General features: G+C 64.2%; 15 protein-coding genes. 6 read left to right on the top strand and 9 right to left on the bottom strand.

Annotated elements, in window-relative coordinates; genetic code table 11:
• Positions 1 to 4: 4 nt before the first annotated feature.
• From AC4FWB_RS12745 to AC4FWB_RS12725, 5 genes are all read right to left on the bottom strand, one after another.
• Complete coding sequence (locus AC4FWB_RS12745; RefSeq protein ID WP_491026393.1) at positions 5 to 1,246, bottom strand: cysteine desulfurase; 1,242 nt, start codon at positions 1,244 to 1,246, stop codon at positions 5 to 7.
• A 181-nt stretch (positions 1,247 to 1,427) separates the two neighbouring features.
• Complete coding sequence (gene sufD / locus AC4FWB_RS12740) at positions 1,428 to 2,699, bottom strand: Fe-S cluster assembly protein SufD (protein ID WP_491026392.1); 1,272 nt, start codon at positions 2,697 to 2,699, stop codon at positions 1,428 to 1,430.
• A 25-nt stretch (positions 2,700 to 2,724) separates the two neighbouring features.
• Complete coding sequence (gene sufC, locus AC4FWB_RS12735) at positions 2,725 to 3,480, bottom strand: Fe-S cluster assembly ATPase SufC (RefSeq protein ID WP_491026391.1); 756 nt, start codon at positions 3,478 to 3,480, stop codon at positions 2,725 to 2,727.
• Positions 3,481 to 3,507: 27 nt separating this feature from the next.
• Entirely contained in the window at positions 3,508 to 5,025 is a 1,518-nt protein-coding gene (gene sufB / locus AC4FWB_RS12730) for a Fe-S cluster assembly protein SufB (protein ID WP_491026389.1), read from the bottom strand.
• A 189-nt stretch (positions 5,026 to 5,214) separates the two neighbouring features.
• The gene (locus tag AC4FWB_RS12725) at positions 5,215 to 6,375 is read right to left on the bottom strand and encodes a cysteine desulfurase family protein (protein WP_491026388.1); all 1,161 of its coding nucleotides are present in this window, start codon (positions 6,373 to 6,375) and stop codon (positions 5,215 to 5,217) included.
• Positions 6,376 to 6,621: 246 nt separating this feature from the next.
• Here AC4FWB_RS12725 and AC4FWB_RS12720 point away from each other — a divergent pair, with 246 nt between their 5' ends.
• Complete coding sequence (locus tag AC4FWB_RS12720) at positions 6,622 to 7,296, top strand: alpha/beta hydrolase (protein ID WP_126099958.1); 675 nt, start codon at positions 6,622 to 6,624, stop codon at positions 7,294 to 7,296.
• Between the two features lie 21 nt (positions 7,297 to 7,317).
• Here the strand turns inward: AC4FWB_RS12720 and AC4FWB_RS12715 are convergent, their stop codons facing one another.
• Positions 7,318 to 8,169, bottom strand: coding sequence for a phosphatase PAP2 family protein (locus AC4FWB_RS12715; protein WP_491026387.1), 852 nt, complete (start codon positions 8,167 to 8,169; stop codon positions 7,318 to 7,320).
• Positions 8,170 to 8,215: 46 nt separating this feature from the next.
• Entirely contained in the window at positions 8,216 to 9,859 is a 1,644-nt protein-coding gene (locus AC4FWB_RS12710) for an ArnT family glycosyltransferase (protein ID WP_491026386.1), read from the bottom strand.
• Positions 9,860 to 10,148: 289 nt separating this feature from the next.
• Here AC4FWB_RS12710 and tyrS point away from each other — a divergent pair, with 289 nt between their 5' ends.
• Entirely contained in the window at positions 10,149 to 11,402 is a 1,254-nt protein-coding gene (gene tyrS, locus AC4FWB_RS12705; RefSeq protein WP_491026385.1) for a tyrosine--tRNA ligase, read from the top strand.
• Positions 11,403 to 11,412: 10 nt separating this feature from the next.
• Here tyrS and AC4FWB_RS12700 read toward each other — a convergent pair whose 3' ends face one another.
• Positions 11,413 to 14,823, bottom strand: coding sequence for a hypothetical protein (locus AC4FWB_RS12700; RefSeq protein WP_491026384.1), 3,411 nt, complete (start codon positions 14,821 to 14,823; stop codon positions 11,413 to 11,415).
• 96 nt (positions 14,824 to 14,919) lie between these two features.
• Here AC4FWB_RS12700 and AC4FWB_RS12695 point away from each other — a divergent pair, with 96 nt between their 5' ends.
• Together AC4FWB_RS12695 and AC4FWB_RS12690 are read left to right on the top strand one after the other, a co-directional pair.
• Positions 14,920 to 15,387 carry a peroxiredoxin gene (locus AC4FWB_RS12695; RefSeq protein WP_491026383.1) on the top strand — a complete coding sequence of 156 codons (468 nt, stop codon included), beginning with the start codon at positions 14,920 to 14,922 and terminating at the stop codon, positions 15,385 to 15,387.
• Between the two features lie 179 nt (positions 15,388 to 15,566).
• Positions 15,567 to 16,841 (top strand): M23 family metallopeptidase, encoded by a 1,275-nt coding sequence (locus tag AC4FWB_RS12690; protein ID WP_491026382.1) that lies wholly within the window; start codon positions 15,567 to 15,569, stop codon positions 16,839 to 16,841.
• Positions 16,842 to 16,904: 63 nt separating this feature from the next.
• Here the strand turns inward: AC4FWB_RS12690 and AC4FWB_RS12685 are convergent, their stop codons facing one another.
• Positions 16,905 to 18,083 carry a M24 family metallopeptidase gene (locus tag AC4FWB_RS12685; protein ID WP_491026380.1) on the bottom strand — a complete coding sequence of 393 codons (1,179 nt, stop codon included), beginning with the start codon at positions 18,081 to 18,083 and terminating at the stop codon, positions 16,905 to 16,907.
• Positions 18,084 to 18,297: 214 nt separating this feature from the next.
• On the opposite strand from AC4FWB_RS12685, the gene AC4FWB_RS12680 reads away from it, so the two are divergent.
• On the top strand, positions 18,298 to 19,464 hold the full coding sequence (locus AC4FWB_RS12680; protein ID WP_491026378.1) for an ROK family transcriptional regulator: 1,167 nt from the start codon (positions 18,298 to 18,300) through the stop codon (positions 19,462 to 19,464).
• Positions 19,461 to 20,225: an ATP-binding cassette domain-containing protein gene (locus tag AC4FWB_RS12675; RefSeq protein WP_126093568.1), complete on the top strand. Its 765-nt coding sequence runs from the start codon at positions 19,461 to 19,463 to the stop codon at positions 20,223 to 20,225. The genes AC4FWB_RS12680 and AC4FWB_RS12675 overlap by 4 nt, the downstream gene beginning before the upstream one ends.
• The last annotated feature ends 3 nt before the right edge of the window (positions 20,226 to 20,228 follow it).

The raw sequence follows: 20,228 nt of genomic DNA, 5'->3' as shown, positions 1-20,228 counted from the left end.
GTCGTCACCCGAAGAATTTGCGCGCCTTTTCCAGCGCATCGGCCAAAGCGTCGACCTCGGCCCTGGTATTATACATGCCGAACGATGCCCTGCATGTGGAGGTCACGCCGAAGCGTTTCAACAGCGGCTGGGCGCAATGGGTGCCGGCGCGGACCGCCACGCCCTGCCGGTCGATCACCATCGACACGTCATGCGCATGGATGCCCTGCAATTCGAACGAGATGATGGCGCCCTTGCCCGGCGCGTCGCCGAAGATGCGCAGCGAATTGATCGCCCGCAGCCGCTCATGCGCGTAATCCTTGAGGTCCGCCTCGTGCGCGGCAATGCGCTCGCGGCCGACCTTCTCCATATATTCGAGCGCGGCACCCAGGCCGATCGCCTGCACGATCGGCGGCGTGCCGGCCTCGAAGCGATGCGGCGGCTCGTTGTAGGTGACGATGTCCTGCGTCACCTCCTCGATCATCTCGCCGCCGCCCATGAAGGGCCGCATCTCTTCCAGCATATGTTTCTTGCCGTAGAGCACGCCGATGCCCGACGGACCGTAGACCTTGTGTCCGGTGAAGACGAAGAAATCGCAGTCGAGGTCCTGCACGTCGATCGGCATGTGCACCGCGCTCTGGCTGCCGTCGACGAGCACGGGAATTCCACGCGCATGCGCGATGCGCACGATCTCCTTGATCGGCGTCACCGTGCCCAGCGCATTGGACATCTGGGTGATGGCGACGAGCTTGGTGCGGCTGGTCAGCCGCTTCTCGAATTCCTCGATATGGAAGGCGCCGAGGTCGTCGACCGGCACCCAGGAGAGCTTCGCGCCCTGCCGCTCGCGGATGAAATGCCAGGGCACGATGTTGGAGTGGTGCTCCATGATCGAGAGCACGATCTCGTCGCCCTCGCCGATCCTCGGCATGCCCCAGCCATAGGCGACGGTGTTGATCGCCGAGGTGGTGTTGGAGGTGAAGACGATGTTGTCGGTGCTGGGCGCGTTCAGAAACCTCTGCACTGACTTCCGCGCGTTCTCATAGGCGTCGGTCGCGGCGTTCGACAGGAAATGCAGACCGCGATGGACGTTGGCGTATTCCTGGGAATAGGCGTGCTGGATGGTGTCGAGCACCACCTGCGGTTTCTGCGCCGAGGCGCCGTTGTCGAGATAGACCAGCGGCTTGCCGTAGACCTGGCGCGACAGGATCGGAAAATCGCGGCGGATCGCCTCGACGTCGTAGGGGGTGGTTTCGATCTTCTGGTCCATTTCGAAGTCCTTGCCGGCCAAGGCCGCGATCCTTCCAACACCCCTCATCCGGCCGCTTCGCGGCCACCTTCGCCCACAAGGGGAGAAGGTCTAGCGCTTGACCTTCTCCCCTTGTGGGAGAAGGTGGATTGGCGCGCAGCGCCAAGACGGATGAGGGGTGGCTTGGCCAAGCCCCATCCAATTACCCGTGCGTCAAAAACCAGCCGTCGAGCCGCGCTTCGAGCGCGTCGACAAGCGCCTCGTCGTCCAGTTCCTCGATCACTTCGGCGACGAATGCCTTCACCAGCAGGCCTCGCGCCGTCTTCTCGTCGATGCCGCGCGCCATCAGGTAGAACAGATGGTTGTGGTCGATCTCGGTGACGGTGGCGCCGTGGCCGCAGACCACGTCGTCGGCGAAGATTTCCAGCTCCGGCTTGGTCGAGAACTCGCCGTCATCCGACAGAAGCAGCGTGTTGCAGGCCATCTTGGCGTTGGTCTTCTGCGCGTATTGATGCACGTTGATGCGGCCCTGGAAGGCGCCGCGCGCCTTGCCGGTCACGACGTTGCGCATCACTTCGGTCGAGGTCGTGTGCGGCACGGTATGGTCGAGCACCATGGTGGTGTCGGTATGCGTGTCGCCGGCCAGAAGGTTGATGCCGCGCAGCTTGAAGTCGGCGCCTTCACCCGTCGTCCTGACCACAACTTCCTGGCGCACCAGCTTGCCGCCGGCATTCATGACGAACAGCGTGAGCTTCGCGTCCTTGCCGATATGCGCCTTGAACTGGGCGAGATGCGTGGCCGTATCCGGCTGCTCCTGCACAATCAGCCAGGTCACCTCGGCGCCTTCGTCGAGGACAAGCTGGCTCACCGAGCTGATGAGGGCATCGCTGCCCTCGCCCGCCTGGCGTTCGACGATCACCGCCTTGGCGCCGGCGCCGACGCGCGTCAGCAGCCGCACATGCGCCTGGCCGCCGGACTGCAGGTTCTGCAATTCGATCGGCTTTTCCAGTTGAGTGCCGTCGGCGATGTCGACGAAATAGCCGTCGGCGACGAAGGCGGTGTTCAGCGCGCCGATCGCATCGTCGGCGCCGTAGCGATCGAGCCCGGGCGCAACGCTGCCGTCGGTCAGTTTTTCCGACAGGCGCTGTACCGTGACGCCCTCGATCTCCGGCGGCTTGACGTTCGAGAGGCCGTTCAGCACCGGCAGGACATTGGAGCCGTCAAGAACCGGCTCGAGCGCCTTCGCGACCGTGTCGGCCTCGAAGGCAGGCACCTTCGTCAACAAGCGGCGCAGATCGGTATAGTGCCAGGATTCGAGATGCCGCGTCGGCAGGCCGTGCTTGATGGCCTCGATCGCGTCGTCGCGCTTGACCATCACTGCGCCGTCGCCGGGCAGCAGCGACAGCCGCTCGCCGAAGGCATCGATGAGCGCCGTCTCGGCCAGTGTCCGCTGGGGCTGTGCGTGCATGTTCATTGCTCTCGCCTCACTCGGCCCCATCTCACGCGGCTTCGCCGATCACGCCGGCATAGCCGTTGGTTTCGAGATCGAGCGCCAGAGACTTGTCCCCCGACTTGATCACCTGCCCCTTGTAGAGCACGTGCACGCTGTCCGGCACGATGTGCTCCAAGAGGCGCTGGTAGTGGGTGATGACGACGATTGCCCGCTCCGGCGAGCGCAGCGCGTTGACGCCGTCGGCGACGATCTTGAGCGCGTCGATGTCCAGGCCGGAATCGGTCTCGTCGAGCACGCAGAGTTTTGGCTCCAAAAGCTTCATCTGCAGGATCTCGGCACGCTTCTTCTCGCCGCCGGAGAAGCCGACATTGAGCGGCCGCTTCAGCATGTTCATGTCCATGTTGAGCGAGGCGGCAGCTTCCTTCACACGCTTCAGGAACTCCGGAACCTTCAGCGGTTCGTCCCCGCGCGCCTTGCGCTGCTCGTTCATCGCCACCTTCAGGAATTCCATGGTCGCCACGCCCGGTATCTCCATCGGATACTGGAAGGCGAGGAAGATGCCGGCGGTGGCGCGCTCTGCCGGATCCATCTCCAGGATCGACTGGCCGTTGTAGAGGATGTCGCCTTCGGTGACCTCATAGTCCTCGCGGCCGGCGAGGATGTAGGACAGCGTCGACTTGCCCGAGCCGTTCGGACCCATGATGGCGGCGACCTCGCCGGCTTTCACCGTCAGGTCCAGCCCACGAATGATCTCGGTGCCGTCATCGACGATGCGGGCATGCAAATTCTTGATCTCAAGCATGATTTCTTCCTGAATATCTTTTTACGGTCAGCCGACCGAACCCTCTAGGCTGATGCCGATCAGCTTCTGCGCCTCGACGGCGAATTCCATCGGCAGCTGCTGGATGACGTCCTTGACGAAGCCGTTGACGATCAGCGCGATCGCCTCCTCTTCCGGGATGCCGCGCTGCATGACGTAGAACTTCTGGTCCTCGGAGATCTTCGACGTCGTCGCCTCATGCTCGAACTTCGCCGTCGCGTTCTTGGCCTCCATGTAAGGCACGGTGTGCGCGCCGCACTGGTCGCCGATCAGCAGCGAGTCGCAGTTGGTGAAGTTGCGCGCGTTGGTCGCCTTGCGGTGCGCCGAGACCTGGCCGCGATAGGTGTTCTGCGAGAAGCCTGCGGCGATGCCCTTGGAGATGATGCGGCTCGACGTGTTCTTGCCGAGATGGATCATCTTGGTGCCGCTATCCACCTGCTGATAGCCGTTCGACACCGCGATCGAATAGAATTCGCCGCTGGAATCGTCGCCGCGCAGGATGCAGCTCGGATATTTCCAGGTGATCGCCGAGCCGGTCTCGACCTGCGTCCACGAGATCTTCGAGCGGTCGCCGCGGCAGTCGCCGCGCTTGGTGACGAAGTTGTAGATGCCGCCCTTGCCCTCGGCGTCGCCGGGATACCAGTTCTGCACCGTCGAATATTTGATCTCGGCGTCGTCGAGCGCGATCAGCTCGACCACCGCTGCATGAAGCTGGTTCTCGTCGCGCTGCGGCGCGGTGCAGCCTTCGAGATAGGAGACATAAGCCCCTTCCTCGGCGATGATCAGCGTGCGTTCGAACTGGCCGGTGTTCTTTTCGTTGATGCGGAAATAGGTCGACAGCTCCATCGGGCAGCGCACGCCCTTCGGCACGAAGACGAAGGAGCCGTCGGTGAACACGGCCGAATTCAGCGTGGCGTAGAAATTGTCGGTGGTCGGCACGACCGATCCCAGATATTTCTGCACCAGCTCCGGATGCTCGCGGATCGCTTCCGAGATCGAGCAGAAGATGACGCCGGCCTTGGCCAGCTCCTCCTTGAAGGTGGTGACGACCGAGACGGAATCGAACACGGCGTCGACCGCGACGCGCCCCGACTTGTAGACGTTGTCGTTTGCCTCCTCGAACTCGGACTCCTCGGTCTTTTGCACGCCCGCGAGGATTTCCTGTTCCTTCAGCGGGATGCCGAGCTTCTCGTAGACCTTGAGCAGTTCCGGATCGACCTCGTCCAGCGACTTCGGACCCGGCGTGCTCTTCGGCGCCGCGTAGTAGTGGATGTCCTGGAAATCGATCTTCGGATAGTGGACGCGCGCCCAGGTCGGCTCTTCCAGCGTCAGCCAACGGCGATAGGCTCCCAGACGCCATTCAAGCATCCAGTCCGGCTCGCCCTTCTTCCCGGAGATCAAGCGAATAATGTCTTCGCTCAGGCCCTTGGGGGCCTTGTCCATCTCGATCTCTGTCTGGAATCCGTATTTATACTGGTCGACGTCGATCTTTCGGACTCGATCGATCGTCTCCTGCACAGCAGGCATAAGCGTTCTCCATCCACGCCGGGGTCAAGGCCCGGCAGTTTTCAAACTATGGCACCGCAAAAACGCGCCCCTGTAGGGACTCGCCGCGGAGTAAGCTCCATATAGTGCGTTTCTGCCGGAAATTCACCCGGCCAAGACGAAACGCACGGCTCTACCAGGCCGGATGGCCTGAAACTCTCCTTTTGGCCGCTAGGCGGCCCTTTCCTTATCGGCCCGGCGCGCGGCAATACCCGCCAAGGCGGCCCGGAACGCCTCGATCTCCTCAGCGCCGGTAGCGCGGCCGATCGAGACGCGCAAGGCGCCGAGGCTGTCGCCATGCCCCATCGCTTTCAGCACATGGCTTGGCCCGACTTTTCCCGACGAGCAGGCGGAGCCGGCCGACAATGCGACACCTGCAAGATCGAAGGCGATCTGCGCCGTCTCGGCCTTGATGCCGGGAATAGCGAAGAATGTCGTGTTGGCAAGCCTTGGGGCGCCGATTCCGAAGATTTCTGCATCCGGGGCAATTTCCTGGACGATCGCTTCGATCTCTTCGCGACGACGCGCGACCGCGTCCATGCCTTCCAGGCCGGCCAGGGCTGCCCGAGCCGCGGCGCCGAAACCAGCGATGCCGGGAAGGTTCTCCGTGCCGGCGCGATGGCCCTTCTCCTGGCCGCCGCCATTGATCAGCGGCTTCGGCATCATCAGGTCGGACTGAGCGACGATGGCGCCGACGCCCTTCGGGCCGCCGATCTTGTGCGAGGACAGGATCAGATAGTCGGCATAAGGCCCTGACATATCGATTGGAATCCGCCCGGCCGCCTGCACGGCGTCGACGACGAGCATGCCGCCCGCTGCCTTGACGATTTCAGCGATGCGGCCGACCGGCTGGATGACGCCCGTCTCATTGTTGGCGGCATGGATCGCGACCAGCGGCAGGCCGTCGGCCTTGTCATGCGCGGCCAGCGCCTTGGCCAGCGCGTCGAGATCAGCGATGCCGTCCCGATCGACGCCGATCCGCGTCACCTGCGCGGCCGGAAAGCGGCCGCCGCCGAGCACGCAGGGATGATCGGCTTCCGAGACATAGAGGCGGCTCATACGGACGACGCCGCGCCCCATCTGCCAGTCGGGGGTAAGCAGCGTCGAAGCGGCCTCCGTTGCGCCCGAAGTGAACGCGACATGCTCCGGCTTGGCGTTGGCCAGCCTTGCCACGTCGCGCCTGGCGTCCTCGATCAGCCTGCGCGCCGCGCGGCCCTCTGTGTGGACCGACGACGGATTGGCGGCATTGAGCGCGGCGACCATCGCGGCCCGCGCCTCTGCAATGAGAGGCGCGCTGGCGTTGTAGTCGAGATAGGCGCGGGTTGCGGCCATTTTCCTTCTGTCGATCCTGTCAGCAGCCATTCCGCGAGGATAGCGCGTTATTTCCTTGAAATTGCAAGGCAAGCCGTCCTATTTACCCGGCTTGCGGCGCGGGCGGCCGGACTATTGCGTTTCGGCCACCCAGTTTTGAACAATTCTAAACTAGCTTCTAGGAAGACGCTTGCCCGGCGTCAAGGCCACAGAGACGGGCCAAGGAAGTTCCGGGCTCGCGCCTTCGTATGCCACGTGGAGTATTTTATGCCTGAGGTCATTTTCGCCGGTCCGGCTGGTCGTCTGGAGGGCCGTTACCAGCCTTCCAAGGAAAAGAGCGCGCCGATCGCCATTGTGCTGCATCCGCACCCGCAATTCGGCGGCACGATGAACAACAAGATCGTCTACGACCTCTTCTACATGTTCCAGAAGCGCGATTTCACCACGCTTCGCTTCAATTTCCGCGGCATCGGCCGCAGCCAGGGCGAGTTCGACCACGGCACCGGTGAGCTGTCGGACGCGGCCGCCGCGCTCGACTGGGTGCAATCGCTGCATCCCGATTCCAAGAGCTGCTGGGTCGCCGGCTATTCCTTTGGCTCGTGGATCGGCATGCAGCTTCTGATGCGCCGGCCGGAGATCGAGGGCTTCATCTCGGTCGCCCCGCAGCCGAACACGTACGATTTCTCCTTCCTGGCGCCCTGCCCTTCGTCGGGCCTCATCATCCACGGCGATGCCGACAAGGTGGCGCCGCCGAAGGACGTGCAGACGCTGGTCGACAAGCTGCACACGCAAAAGGGCATCACCATCACCCAGAAGACGATCCCCGGCGCCAACCATTTCTTCGCCAACGATTCCGAATTGCTCATCCAGGAATGCGCCGATTACCTCGATCGGCGACTGGCGGGCGAGCTTGCCGATCCGCGGCCGAAGCGGCTGAGATAGACAGCGGGCAGTATAAGCCCTCTAAGGGTGGTCGGCCGTCAGGTGCTCACCGCTGCGGCGCGCCGCCGATATTCTGTTCTTCGACCCGCTGGACCGTAGCAGCCGGAACGTGCGCTTGGGCACCGGTCTGGTCGAGGATGGCCGCCGGAAGATGAAGCCGAGCCGCGCGAAGACCAGGCCTGAGACAATCGCGAAGGCGAGGCCAAGCCCGAAGCCGGCCACCGTATCGCTCGGATAATGCGCTCCGACGAAAACGCGCGTCGAGGCGATGCAAGCCGTGACCGCCAGCGCGATGTACCAGCGCTTTGGGAACAAAAGCAGAAGAATGCCGAACACCGCGCCCATCGTCGTGGCATGGCCGGACGGAAAACCGGCGAAGCGCGCGTCCATGGCGAAGGGATGCAGCGACAGCACGCCGAAGTCGTTGAAATAGAGCGGCCGCGCCCGGCCGATGCCGTATTTCAGCAAATTGACCGCCAGCCCGGAAAGGCCGACGGCGCAAAGCACCAGGAAAGCAAAGCACGTCCAGTTGTAGACGAGCAGGCGCGTCTGGCGCGAGAGGCTGCGCCAGTCGGTGAGATTGGCGGCGACGAGGCAGAGCGCCGCCGGAATGAGATACCAGCCACCAAGGCCGAAGTCGGTGAAGAAATCGGTGAAATGGACGAAGCCGGGCGTCCACTCTCCACGCATCCTGCCGGCGGCGCTGTCGAGGCTGAGGAATACGGCCGCTGCGAGCAGGAGCCAGGCGAACACCCAGACAACCCAAGGAATCTCAGGGTAGCGCGCCGGGCGCACGGCAAAGCGCCGCCTCACGATGCGCATCGTGTCGAGAAAATTGCCGAGCGAGCGGCGATAGAGGGCGACGGCGGACATGGTTGGTGCAGAGTCTATAGAGGCACTCGAAGCCCGACACTATTCCTCACGGGGCCACCCGATAAAGGCCGAGCGCCAGCTTGTCTCCTGACGAATAGTTGAGCCCGTCGATCTCGGTAAGCCGCTTTACCGACTTGCCCTGCCCGGCAAGCAGTTCGTTGAGCTTTTGCTCGTCCTTCACTGGGGCGAGTCCGAGCGCGCAGGCCGGATCGGCAGCCAAGTGTTTTGCGACGCCATCGACATCGGTCAGCACGGTGTTAGTGCCGACCAGGAACACCAGGCTCGGCTCGTGATAGGGAGACGAGGCGAGCACGCTTGTGTCGCAAAGGCGGTTGGCATCGACCGCCGCCTTGATGGCGGGACTCAGCCAGATCGGCTTCAGCGACGGCGCGATGATCCCGAACAGCAGGCTGAACGTTACCCCCGCGCCGACGGCGATTGCCGCGATGCGTCCGAGCGGCACCTGCAATTGCCGCGGAAAGGCCAGATAGCCGGTGACAAGAGCGGCGCCTGCCGCCGGAATGCTCCACCAGGAAAAGGTTTTGGCGAAATAGATCGGCGCCCCGATGCAGACTGCCGCCAGCCCGATCGACACGACGACAACGCCGAAGGCGGTAGCCCACCACAGCCAGCTCTGCCAGCGCTTCAGCGGCGCGTTGGCCTGGTCCGCCGGCAAGGTGAGCAGCCAGCCGATCAGCAGCGCCATGCCGGGATAGGCGGGCATGACATAATGGGGCAGCTTGGTCGGGATCGCCTCGAACACCAGCCAGAACGGGATGTACCAGGCGAGGCAGAAGCGCAGCCGCGGATCGTCCCAGAAGCTGTTGATCGCCTGCAGCCCGGCGCCGACCGCGATCAGGCCGAAAGGCCACATGAACAGCGAATAGGTGAGCATGTAGAAGCCGGGCGGCAGGCCATGCGATTCCTCGCCCTGCGCCACCTTGTTCAGCATGTCCTTGCCGACCGCCTCCTGGAAGAAGGCGCCGCCGCTTTTCCAGCTGATGAGGATGATCCAGGGCAGCACGATGACGAGCACGATTGCGACGCCGCGCATCAGCTTCATCTTCAAAAGCCAGCGCCAGTCGCGCTCGAAGGCGAACAGCGCGGCGGCAGTCAAGAGCGACAACAGCGGTGCCACCGGGCCCTTGATCAGGATGCCCAGCCCCTGCGCGATCCAGAAGATCCAGGGCAGATGGCCGGCAACCGGCTCTTTGCGGCGCGCGGCCAGATAGACCTGCGCCAGCGCGCCTTGCGCGGCCACGCAGCAGGCAAGCAACATGGCGTCGGTCTTGGCGTCGCGACCCTCGAAGGCGGTGGCGAAGATCGTCGCCATCATCAGGCCGGCGGCGAGACCGGCATTGGCGCCGAACAGCTTCGTGCCCGTCCAGCCGATGCCGACGACGGCGAGCGCGATGCCGAGCATGGAGACGAGGCGATAGACCCAGATCGGTGCTTCGGCCCCCTCGCCGCTCAGCGCAACGGCCGCCGATTGCAGCCAGTAGATGCCGATCGGCTTCTTGTAGCGCGTCACGTCCTGCAGACGGATATCGATATAGTCGCCCGTCTCGACCATCTGCTTGGTCGACTGGACGAAGCGGGATTCGTCGCGATCGACTGGCGGCAGGCTTGCCAGCCCGCTGGCGGTCATAAGGATGCTGAACAGAAAAAGGATGAGATAGTTCCTGTTCATCGCGGGAGCTTGTCCGATCTGAGATTGCGGGATGGCCCCGACGCGGCGCTTGGGCGCGCTGCCCTTGCGCGGGCGCCTCATTACGCCAGCAAAAGGGGCGAAGCAAGGATGCGCGGCAGCATCCGGGCAAGGCGCAAACCGGATTCCACTTTTGCTGATCGCCGGTCTTCCAGTAGAAGCGCGATCGGACGCAAAACCGGATTCCACTTTTGCTGATCGCGCTTGGATGCTAAACGCGCGCCTTCACGTCACGCTTGGCCGAGTGCCGGGCGATCTCCAGGAAGAAAAAATGTCCGCCTTCAAATCCGATTTCCTGCGCATCATGAGCGAGCGCGGCTTCATCCACCAGATTTCGGATGAGACCGGCCTCGACCAGCTCTTCGCCAAGGAAACGGTGAGCGCCTATATCGGCTTCGACGCGACGGCGAAGAGCCTGCATGCCGGGTCGCTGATCCAGATCATGATGCTCCACTGGCTGCAGCAGACCGGCCACCGGCCGATCGCGCTGATGGGCGGCGGCACCTCGATGATCGGCGACCCCTCGTTCAAGGACGAGGCGCGCAAGCTGCTGACGCCGCAGGACATCGACGACAACCTCGTCGGTATCCGCCGCAATTTCGCGCCTTATCTCAAATTCGGCAGCGGCGCCGGCGATGCGATCATGGTCAACAACGCCGACTGGCTGATGGGGATCAACTACGTCAATTTCCTGCGCGATGTCGGCCGGCATTTCTCCGTCAACCGTATGCTCGCCTTCGATTCCGTCAAGCTCAGGCTCGACCGCGAGCAGTCGCTCTCGTTCCTCGAATTCAACTATATGATCCTGCAGGCCTATGACTTCGTCGAGCTTTACAAGCGCTTCGGCTGCCGGCTGCAGATGGGCGGCTCCGACCAGTGGGGTAACATCGTCAACGGCATCGACCTCGGCCATCGCATGGAAGGCGTGCAGCTGTTTGCGATGACCACGCCGCTGCTCACCACCTCGTCGGGCGCCAAGATGGGCAAGTCGGCCTCGGGCGCCGTCTGGCTGGATGGCGACATGCTCTCGCCTTACGAGTTCTGGCAGTACTGGCGCAACACCGAGGACGCCGACGTCGGCCGCTTCCTGAAGCTTTACACGGCGCTGCCGCTCGACGAGGTGGCGCGGCTCGAAAAGCTCGGCGGCTCCGAGATCAACGAGGCGAAGAAGATCCTCGCCACCGAGATCACCGCCATGCTGCATGGCCGCGAGGCGGCCGAGACGGCAAGCGAGACCGCGCGCAAGACCTTTGAGGAAGGCGCGCTCGCCGACACGCTGCCGAGCGTCGAGGTGGCCAAGACTGATCTCGAGGCCGGCATCGGCATCCTGTCGCTGTTCGTGACCGCCGGGCTCGCGGGCTCCAACGGCGAGGCGCGCCGGCATATCCAGGGCGGCGCCGTGCGCCTCAACGACCAAGCGGTCACGGACGACCGGCGCATGGTAACGCTTCAGGATATGGGCGCCGAGGGTGTCGCAAAACTCTCGCTCGGCAGGAAGAAGCACGTCCTGGTGCGGCCGGTCTGACTCGCCAGTCTTACCTGTACTCGAAGATCGACCTGAATATCCCGGGCGCCACCACGGACAGCGGATTGATGTTGAGGGTCGGCTTGTTGGCGTTACCGCGCAGCCGGTAGGTGACGCCGATCAGGCCGCGGTCGCGACCGTTGCCGAGCAGCGGGCCGAACAGCGGCAGCTCGCCGAAGATGCGGTTCAGCCCATAGACCGGCATGAAGGTGCCGGTCATGTCCATATTGTTGTCCTGGTCGTAGAGCGTGCCCTGGAAGGTGGTGCCGATGCGCGGACCGCGCAGCAGTCCGTTTGCCAGTCTGAGATAGCCGGAGCCCTTGTCGATCTCGGCGAAGCCGCGCTCGAACTGCACCCTTGAGGTGTCGATATCGGCCTTCACCGCCTGGTTAAGGCTGCGCGTGTCGCCGGCCGGCTTGGTCGACACGATCGATGCAAGCTTCGGCTCGTTGACGACATAGAAATTGCTGGCGTCGACCTGACCCTTCATCGGTCCGTCGCCGGCACCCGAGAGCGACAGTGTGATCGCCCCCCCCTCCATGTGCTCGTAGATGTTGAGGAAACGCAGGATGGCCCCGGCGTCGGCCGATTTCATCCTGAGCGACCGACTGCCGTCGCCAGCGGTGTTCCTAATGGTGATCGCGGCACCCGAACTTGCCGTTGCGCTGACATCGAGGCCGTTCACCCGCGAGCCGGCGCCGCTGTAATCCAGTTTCAGGTTCGACAGCACCTCGTCGTGAAAGCCGGTGAGCGACTTCACGTCGGCGCTGACCGAGATCGCGTCGGCGCCGGCGCCTTTCGTGGCCGTGTCGACGTCGGAGGTGAACTGCTTGATCAGCGAGCGGGCATCGAGGGACTCGCCGCTGACATCGACCGCATAGTTCTTGCCCGATCGCTTCACCGAGACGGCGACGTCGTCGCCCCGGTTGAGCGCGACCTTGCTGAAGCGTGCCGAAGACAGCGCCCCATTGACCAGCGTCACGTCGCCGTTGACCGAAAAGCTTTTCCCATCGAGATCGAAGTCGGACAGTGTGGTGGTGCTGCCGGACTTCGCCATCGTGAAGGTGACCTTGGCCGGAATGCCGGCGCCCTTGCTCCATCCCGCCCAGGGGATGTCGAGCCTTGCATTCGTCAGATCGGCCGAGACCTCTTGGCTGCCCTGCCCGCTTTTGTCGATCGCCACCTTGATCGTTCCCAAAAGCAACGGCGACAGGCCCGGCATCGTTGCGTCGCGCGTCTTGTCGTCGAGCACCAGCGCGACCTTGCGGCTGCGCGGCGGCCCATTGTCCTCGAGCGGTTCGACGAGATCGAGCTCCGCCGGAATGCCGTTCAGCTTCGCCTTGCCCGAGATCACGGCGCGGTCGGGGCTGACGGTGATCGACCCATCGGCGTCGGTCACCGTCTGGTCTTCGAACGGCTTGGCTAAAGACAGGTCCTGGTAGTCCAGCGCTACCAGCCAGTCGAGCGTCGAGGTGTCGACGCCGGAGGTCAGCGGAATGTCGGCCCGCACATGGCCGGTGACGGTGCCGCTCAAATCCTCCGGCGCAAGGCCGACATGGCGCATGGCGTTGATCGGCTCGTAGGAGGCAAGCTCGGCGATTGCCGGCGCTTCGCCGGCAACGTCGATATCGAGCGCGCCGATGACCGGCGAATGGTTCGCCTCCTTAACCGTCAGCGTGCCGCCGCTTGCCGCCACGGTCCGGCCGCTCGCCATATAGACGCTGCCCGAGGACAAAGTGATGTCGACATCGTTGCCATGGAAGGCGACGACGCCGACGGCGTCGCGGATCGGCGGGATGCGGCCCGCCGTGTCGAACCGCGAGCCCTCGACCTGGAAGCGGCCGAACACTTCGTCGCCGGAAAGCGGAACGCCGTTGCCGAGCCGCCCCGGCACGACCTGGAACTGCAAATTGGCGTCGACCACGCGGCCGCCGAACAGATTGTCCAGCACCCAAAGCCGCGCGTTGCGGGCGGAAAACCAGGGCCACAATTGCTTGACATGCGAGACCGGCATGTCGTGGACGTTGAGCGAAAGCGACACGCCCGGCGGACCATTGTCGATGAAGGCGAGCGACGCCGTGCCCAGCACCTCGCTCGAACCACCGGAGCGGACGCCGATCTGCTCGGCGACGAGCTTGCGGCTCTTGGTCTGGTAGACGCCGGCGACGCGGGCGAGGAACTGAAGCGCCGGTTCCGGCGATTCCGAAGGGGCGAGCGTCGAGCCGTCGCTGACGAGGTCATAGCGATAGGACGGCTCCTCGCCCGCGGCCGCCGGCTTCGGCCCGACCGAGCCGGCGAAATCGAAGGTTGAGCGGCCGGTCCTGATCAGCAGCTTGTCGACCGAGATCTTGTTCGATCCCGCCACCAGCGTGGCATTGGCGTCGACGTCGGCTGGCAGCAGCCCGCGCGAGCCGAGATCGAGCACCGAGCCGCCGAGCGACAGGGAGGCCGTTAGCCGCGACGGCGTTTCGCCGGAGGATTCAGCGCCCGAAAGCTTCAGCGCGATCGAACCGAGTTTGCCGCCCTGGGCCGCTGACGTCCCGTCGCCGGAGCCTTCCCGGACCAGGTTTCCGCCAGCACCCGCCACCTCGAGGCTGGCTTCGATCGATGCGATCCGCCTGGCGCTTGCGTCGCGAACGGCGGACGCCTTCAGGGTCGCGTGCCGGCCATCGACATCGGCATCGTAAGAAAGCTGGATGCTGCCGGCGCCGGTCTGGGCAACAGTTGCATCAGTGACCCTCACGCGCTTGACCGGTCCGCCATCCGGCAATTCGAACTCGACGTTGCTGAGGTCGACCTGGCGCATCGAATCCGCGCGCACCGCATCGAGTGCGTCGTTGACGCCCGAAAACACCGCCGCCGACACTTTCTCCGGATCGACGAGACCATCCTCGTTGCGCAGCGCCGCCGTCCAGTCGCCGCCACCGGACGGCATTGCGGCAACCGTGATGCGGGCATCGGAAAACCGGGCGCTGGTCAGCCGGACCTCGCCGGATAAGAGCGGCAGCAGCCGTATGCCGAAGCGGACACGCCCGACATCGGCCATCGGCTTGCCGTCGGCGGTCTTCAGGCTGACGTCGCTGACCTGCAGAGCGACGAAGCTCGATCCGTCGAGCGTCAGCCGCGCCGGTCCGACCGTGACGTTGACATCGACGCCGGCAAGCTTCTCGATGGCCGTCTCGGCTTCAGCCCGAAGCCGCTCCGTGCCGATGCCTGACGTGCCGACCACATAGACGCCTGCCGCCGCCAGAAGCACCAGCGCGCAGAGCCCGGCAAATATCCGGCCGATGATGCGAAAGCGGCGGCGCACCGAAGCACGGCCGAGCGGCGGCACGCCGCACGCGGACGGAAACGTCCCCAGGTCGGTGATCTCGTCACGCCTGAACCTGATCTTCTCGTGCTGCGGTTGCTCCTGATCCACGCAATATTCCGTTATAACGAACTCGTCGTGGACGAATCCCCGCCTCACGTTATATCGATGCTCGATCCGCGCGTAACCTCAGACAAAGGCATCGACATGGCTGATCTTGCAGTGGGCGACATTGCGCCGCAATTCGATCTTCCGCGCGACGGCGGCGGCTCTCTCGACCTCGCCGCACTCCGAGGAAAGCCTGTCGTACTCTACTTCTATCCGCAGGACGACACCACAAGTTGCACCAACGAGGCGATCGGCTTCTCGCAGCTGAAGCCGGAATTCGAGAAGGCCGGCGCCGTGGTCATCGGGCTGTCTCCCGATAGCATCAAGAAACACGACAAATTCAAGGCGAAGTACGATCTCACCGTCGATCTCGTCGCTGACGAGGAGCGCAAGGTGATCGAGGCCTATCATCTGTGGGTCGAGAAGACCATGTACGGCCGCAAATACATGGGCGTCGAGCGGGCCACCTTCCTGATCGGCAGGGACGGACGGATCGCCCGCATCTGGCGGCACGTGCGCGTCAAGGGCCACGCCGAAGAGGTGCTGGAGGCGGTGCGCGCGCTCTGACGCGGGGAACGCAGTCTTTCGCCGCATCGCCGAACGGTTCTTGCTGACCTCTCTCTGTGGCAACCCGCCACCCGCAATGCGGGAATTGGTTACGCTCACAATGCGGCCAGCAAAACTTTGTTAACCCTAATAATGTGTAATTCGAGCTGTCGTTGGAGTCGTAACGAAAGCTCGGTCCCGTGAAATCAACCGGTCAGTCAGCGGTCTTCGGCAGGCGCAAGGAGCCCCATACGGTCATCATCGCCCGGGGCAATGAAATAAGGCATTTCACGATCCGCCCCTGGCTTGCCGCGTTCATCGGATCGGCGCTCGCGGCGATCGCCATCGGCTACCTGCTCGCCACGTCCTATCTTGTGCTGCGCGACGACCTGATCGGCGCCACGACAGCGAGGCAGGCGCGCATGCAGCAGGCCTATGAGGACCGCATCTCGGCGCTGCGCGCCCAGGTGGACCGCATCACCAGCCGCCAGCTACTCGACCAGCAGCTCATGGAAACCAAGGTAAGCGAGTTGCTGGCCAGGCAGACCCAGCTCAGCCAGCGCCATGGCCGGCTTGGGCCGATCCTCGAACGCGCCGAAAACGAGGTCGGCGACGCGCCTGCCGCAAGCGATGCGCAGGCGAAGCCCGCCGCCGAAATCACCGGCAGCCTCTCGCAGGCCCCGACCTATTCGGTCGCGTCTTTGAGCGCCGGCGACACCCGGCCCTTCTCGCTGTGGTCGACGCGTTCCGATCCGCTCGACAACGAAACGGCTGCGGATCGCGCCGACAAGCTGTTCGTGTCGATCAATGCGTCGCTCAAGGCCATCGAGAACCAGCAGCTTACCCGCATCACCACGCTTGCGGACAATGCCTACAAAAACGCCGACGCGATCAGCCAGGCGCTGGAGGCGGCAGGCCTGCCGGTGGACGCGGATCTCGACAAGAACGATGTCGGCGGGCCACTGGTCCCGCTCGATTCCTCAATGATCTTCGACAGCAAAGTCAAGGAGTTGGACGAGGCTCTTGATGCGCTTGATCAAGTCAAGAAGGAAGCGCGCAAACTGCCGCTCACCAATCCTGCGCCTGGCCATACCGTGACCAGTCCGTTCGGCGTGCGCACCGACCCGATCCTCGGCACGGCCGCCTTGCATACGGGAATGGATTTCAGGGCGCCGATCGGCATGCCGGCCAAGGTCACCGCCGCCGGCGTCGTCGCCAAGGCCGGCTGGAACGGCGGCTACGGACGTATGGTCGAGGTCGACCATGGCAACGGCTTCGCCACACGCTACGGACATTTGAGCGAGATCGACGTCACCGTCGGCCAGAAGCTCGCCGCCGGCGACGTGATCGGCAAGACCGGCAGCAGCGGCCGCTCGACCGGCCCGCATCTCCATTACGAAGTGCGCCATAACGGCGAGGCCGTCGACCCGCTGCGCTTCCTCGCCGTCGGCAAGAAGGTCGCGCAGTTCCTGTAGGGGAGCAGCATCTCCTCGCGCGGAGCAATGGCACTTCCCGCGGGGCCTGCCATGGCTTCTTCCTCAGGATTTGACATGGATCTCTCGCGGGAACCTGGTCAAGGTCTCATGGCCGGTTTCGGTCACCAGGATGGTCTCGCTGATCTCGATGCCCCAGCCATCCATCCACATGCCGAGGATGGAATGAACGACGTTGCCGGGCGTAAGCACGGTCATGTCGCCCGGCCTGAGGCTGATCGTGTGCTCGCCCCAATCCGGTGGATAGGCGACGCCGATGGAATAGCCGATGCGCGATTCCTTCTTCAGCCCGTAGCGCTGGATGACCTTGCGCCATGCCCCCTCGACCGCTTCGGCGGATGTTCCGGGCCTCACTGCGTCGAGCACCGCATCCATGCCCTCGATCACCGCCTTGGCGGTGTCCGAGACGCGCGTCGGCGTCTTCCCTAGCTGCATCGTTCTTGCCAGCCCGGCCGCGTAGCGGCGGCAGACGCCGGCGAGTTCCAGCGCAATCGTCTCATTGTCCCCGAAACGCCTGTCGCTCCACATGATGTGCGGGGCCGAAGCGTTCTCGCCGCCGAGGATGGTTGGCGGAAGGGCGGTGATATCGCCCGCGAAGTCCGGGCTGCCGGCGATCTGCGCCGCCTGGATGGAGGCAATGGCGTCGCATTCGCGAACGCCCGGCGCAATGATTTCAAAAGCCCGCGCGACGGCAGCTTCGGCGAGCGTCGAGGCCTTGCGCAGATAGGCGATCTCGGGCGCGGATTTGACCGCGCGGATCCAGTTCACCAGGAGATCGGCATCATGCCATTTCGCGTTGGGAAGCCCGGCGACAAGCCGGGCGTGCCCCTTCGGGGAGAAATAATAGGCTTCAAGTTCGATGCCGATGTGCCTGTTTCCCCAGCCTTTCCCGGCGATCCAGCTCGCGATCCAGTCCATCGGGTGGCGATCGGCACGCTGAACATGATCCTCCGGAAAACCAACCACATTCTCGGGCTTCATCCAGGCCGTAAGCAGGCCACCCGCCGCATCCATGGCGCGCCCGATCCAGACCGGCTCAACCTCCTCGATCGGAACCAGCACCACCTGCGGCGTGTAGAACGACCAGCCGTCATAGCCGGTGATGTAATGCTGGTTGGCAACGTCGTTGACGATCAGGAGCTCGAGACCACGCTTCGCCATCTCGGTGCGGATCTTGCGAAGCCGCCGCTGGTATTCGTCGTGGGCAAACGGCAGTTCAATCATCTCTGCTCCATGCTTGTCGGATCAATGGCTGCTGGCTCACACACCATTGGGGCGGCTTCAACAAGGAGGCAATCAGCCAGCGGCGGCACGTGGACAGGTCCTACCGGTCCTGCCCCTTCCCGAGCCTCAGGATTCCATCGTCAATTTATTTTTGAATTCCATTTGACTGAATAAATCTTCTCTGCGAACCTTGCGTCAACTGGGAGCGCAAGCCATGGCGTTGCGGGGAACCAATCAGGAGTTCGGGCGGCCGTACAACCGGCGCATCGTGCTCGAGTCCATCCGCCGCTTCGGCCCCATCGCCCGCGGCGACATCGCCCGGCACGTCGGGCTCACCGTCCAGACGGTGTCGACCATCGTTCGGGAATTGGAGGAGCAAGGCTACATCCTGTCGGTTCGCGAGGAGCCGAAGGGCCGCGGCCTGCCGCCGGCGACGCTGCGCATCAATCCGGAAGGCGGCTATGCCGTCGGCATCCATCTCACGCCGCTCGGCATCGACGCGGCCCTCATCAATCTCAGCGGCGATGTGATCGAGAGCGCGCATCGCGAGGCGCCCCATGCGGCGCCCGACGAAGCGTTCGAGGCGATCGGCGCCATGGTTGCCGAATTGACCGAGCGCCGCTCGGGCGGCCGCGTCATCGGCATCGGCATGGCGCTTCCGGGACCTTTCGGTGTCGAGCCGATGAGCTTCGTCGGCCCGACGACGATGACCGGCTGGCAGGACGTTCCGCTGCGCGAACGGCTGACCGCGGTCACCGGCCTGCCGGCCTTCTTCGAAAACGACATGGCTGCCGCGGCGATGGGCGAACGCTTCTATGGCCTCGGTGCCAAACATTCCGAATATTATTATCTCTACTTCGGCGTTGGGCTCGGCGGCACCATGCTGCATGACGGCAGCGCATTGCGCGGCGCTTGGGGCAATGCCGGCGAGATCGGCCACATCCCGGTCGTTCCGGGCGGCGAGCTTTGTCCCTGCGGCAACCGCGGCTGCCTCGAACGCTACGTCTCGCTGGACGCGCGCGGGCGCTGGAAAGGCAACGATGCCGACTGGGTGAGCGAGGTGACGCCGGTGTTCCGCAACGCAATCGCCATCATAGAAAACCTCTTCGATCCCGAGACGATCGTTCTCGGCGGACTTGCCTCGCCTGCCCTGCTCGAACGGCTGGCGGAATCGGTCGAGCCGCTGCACAATTCGGTCTCGGCGCGCAAGGACCGCGTGGCGCCAAGAATCCTCGTTGCGCAGGGCGGTCAGCACGCGGTGCTCCGAGGGGCGGCAGCACTTGCCGTTTCCGGCGTGCTTTCGCCGCGCTTCGGCCAGATCTTCACCGCCAAGCGGCAGCGCGAGGGCGACCCTCTGAAAGGCGGAGATATCGCGGCATGAGCGAACCCCTGCTGGTCCTCGACAACGTCGCCAAGAACTACGGCGCCATCCAGGCGCTGCGCGGCATCAGCTTTTCGATCGGGCGCGGCGAGGTGGTGGCGCTGCTCGGCGACAACGGCGCCGGCAAGTCGACGCTGGTGAAGATCATCGCCGGCGGGCTGGAGCCCACCTCGGGCCGTATGCTGTTCGAAGGCAAGGAGTTCCTCGCCAAATCTCCCGCCGAGGCCAAGGCCGCCGGTATCGAGACGGTCTACCAGGACCTCTCGCTCTGCACCAATGTCGACGTGGTGGCGAACTTCTTCATGGGGCGCGAGATCACCCGCAAGGTGCTGGGCGTTCCGGTGCTCGACGAGCGCGCCATGGAGGCTGTGGTGGCCAAGGCGCTGGCCAATGCCGGCACGCGCATTCCCTCGCTTCGCACCAAGGTCGAGCATCTCTCGGGCGGCCAGCGGCAGGCGATCGAGCTCAACCGCTTCGTCCATTGGGGCGGCAAGCTGGTGCTTTTGGACGAGCCCTTCGCCGCGCTCGGCGTCGAGCAGACGCGCCGCGGCCTCGACATGATCCGCCAGGTGGCGAGCCAGGGCATCGGCGTCGTCATTATCACCCACATCATGCAGCAGGCCTTCCAGGTCGCCGACCGGATCGTGGTGATCCGCCAGGGCGTCGTGGCGGGCGATGTTGCGCGCAACAAGACAAGTCCCGACGCGGTGATCAACATGATCACCGGAGAGACGCTCGCCGGTGCCGGACCGGCGGGCTGAGGG

The organism is Mesorhizobium sp. LEGMi-168a (assembly GCF_058312955.1).
Note: the sequence above shows the minus strand (reverse complement) of the source record. Positions and strands in the feature narration are given on the sequence as shown.

Bases quoted from the DNA above. Each gene is read 5' to 3' on its own strand.
- AC4FWB_RS12745 (WP_491026393.1), bottom strand. From the start codon at position 1,246: ATGGACCAGAAGATCGAAACCACCCCCTACGACGTCGAGGCGATCCGC.
- sufD (WP_491026392.1), bottom strand. From the start codon at position 2,699: ATGAACATGCACGCACAGCCCCAGCGGACACTGGCCGAGACGGCGCTC.
- sufC (WP_491026391.1), bottom strand. From the start codon at position 3,480: ATGCTTGAGATCAAGAATTTGCATGCCCGCATCGTCGATGACGGCACC.
- sufB (WP_491026389.1), bottom strand. From the start codon at position 5,025: ATGCCTGCTGTGCAGGAGACGATCGATCGAGTCCGAAAGATCGACGTC.
- AC4FWB_RS12725 (WP_491026388.1), bottom strand. From the start codon at position 6,375: ATGGCCGCAACCCGCGCCTATCTCGACTACAACGCCAGCGCGCCTCTC.
- AC4FWB_RS12720 (WP_126099958.1), top strand. From the start codon at position 6,622: ATGCCTGAGGTCATTTTCGCCGGTCCGGCTGGTCGTCTGGAGGGCCGT.
- AC4FWB_RS12715 (WP_491026387.1), bottom strand. From the start codon at position 8,169: ATGTCCGCCGTCGCCCTCTATCGCCGCTCGCTCGGCAATTTTCTCGAC.
- AC4FWB_RS12710 (WP_491026386.1), bottom strand. From the start codon at position 9,859: ATGAACAGGAACTATCTCATCCTTTTTCTGTTCAGCATCCTTATGACC.
- tyrS (WP_491026385.1), top strand. From the start codon at position 10,149: ATGTCCGCCTTCAAATCCGATTTCCTGCGCATCATGAGCGAGCGCGGC.
- AC4FWB_RS12695 (WP_491026383.1), top strand. From the start codon at position 14,920: ATGGCTGATCTTGCAGTGGGCGACATTGCGCCGCAATTCGATCTTCCG.
- AC4FWB_RS12685 (WP_491026380.1), bottom strand. From the start codon at position 18,083: ATGATTGAACTGCCGTTTGCCCACGACGAATACCAGCGGCGGCTTCGC.
- AC4FWB_RS12680 (WP_491026378.1), top strand. From the start codon at position 18,298: ATGGCGTTGCGGGGAACCAATCAGGAGTTCGGGCGGCCGTACAACCGG.
- AC4FWB_RS12675 (WP_126093568.1), top strand. From the start codon at position 19,461: ATGAGCGAACCCCTGCTGGTCCTCGACAACGTCGCCAAGAACTACGGC.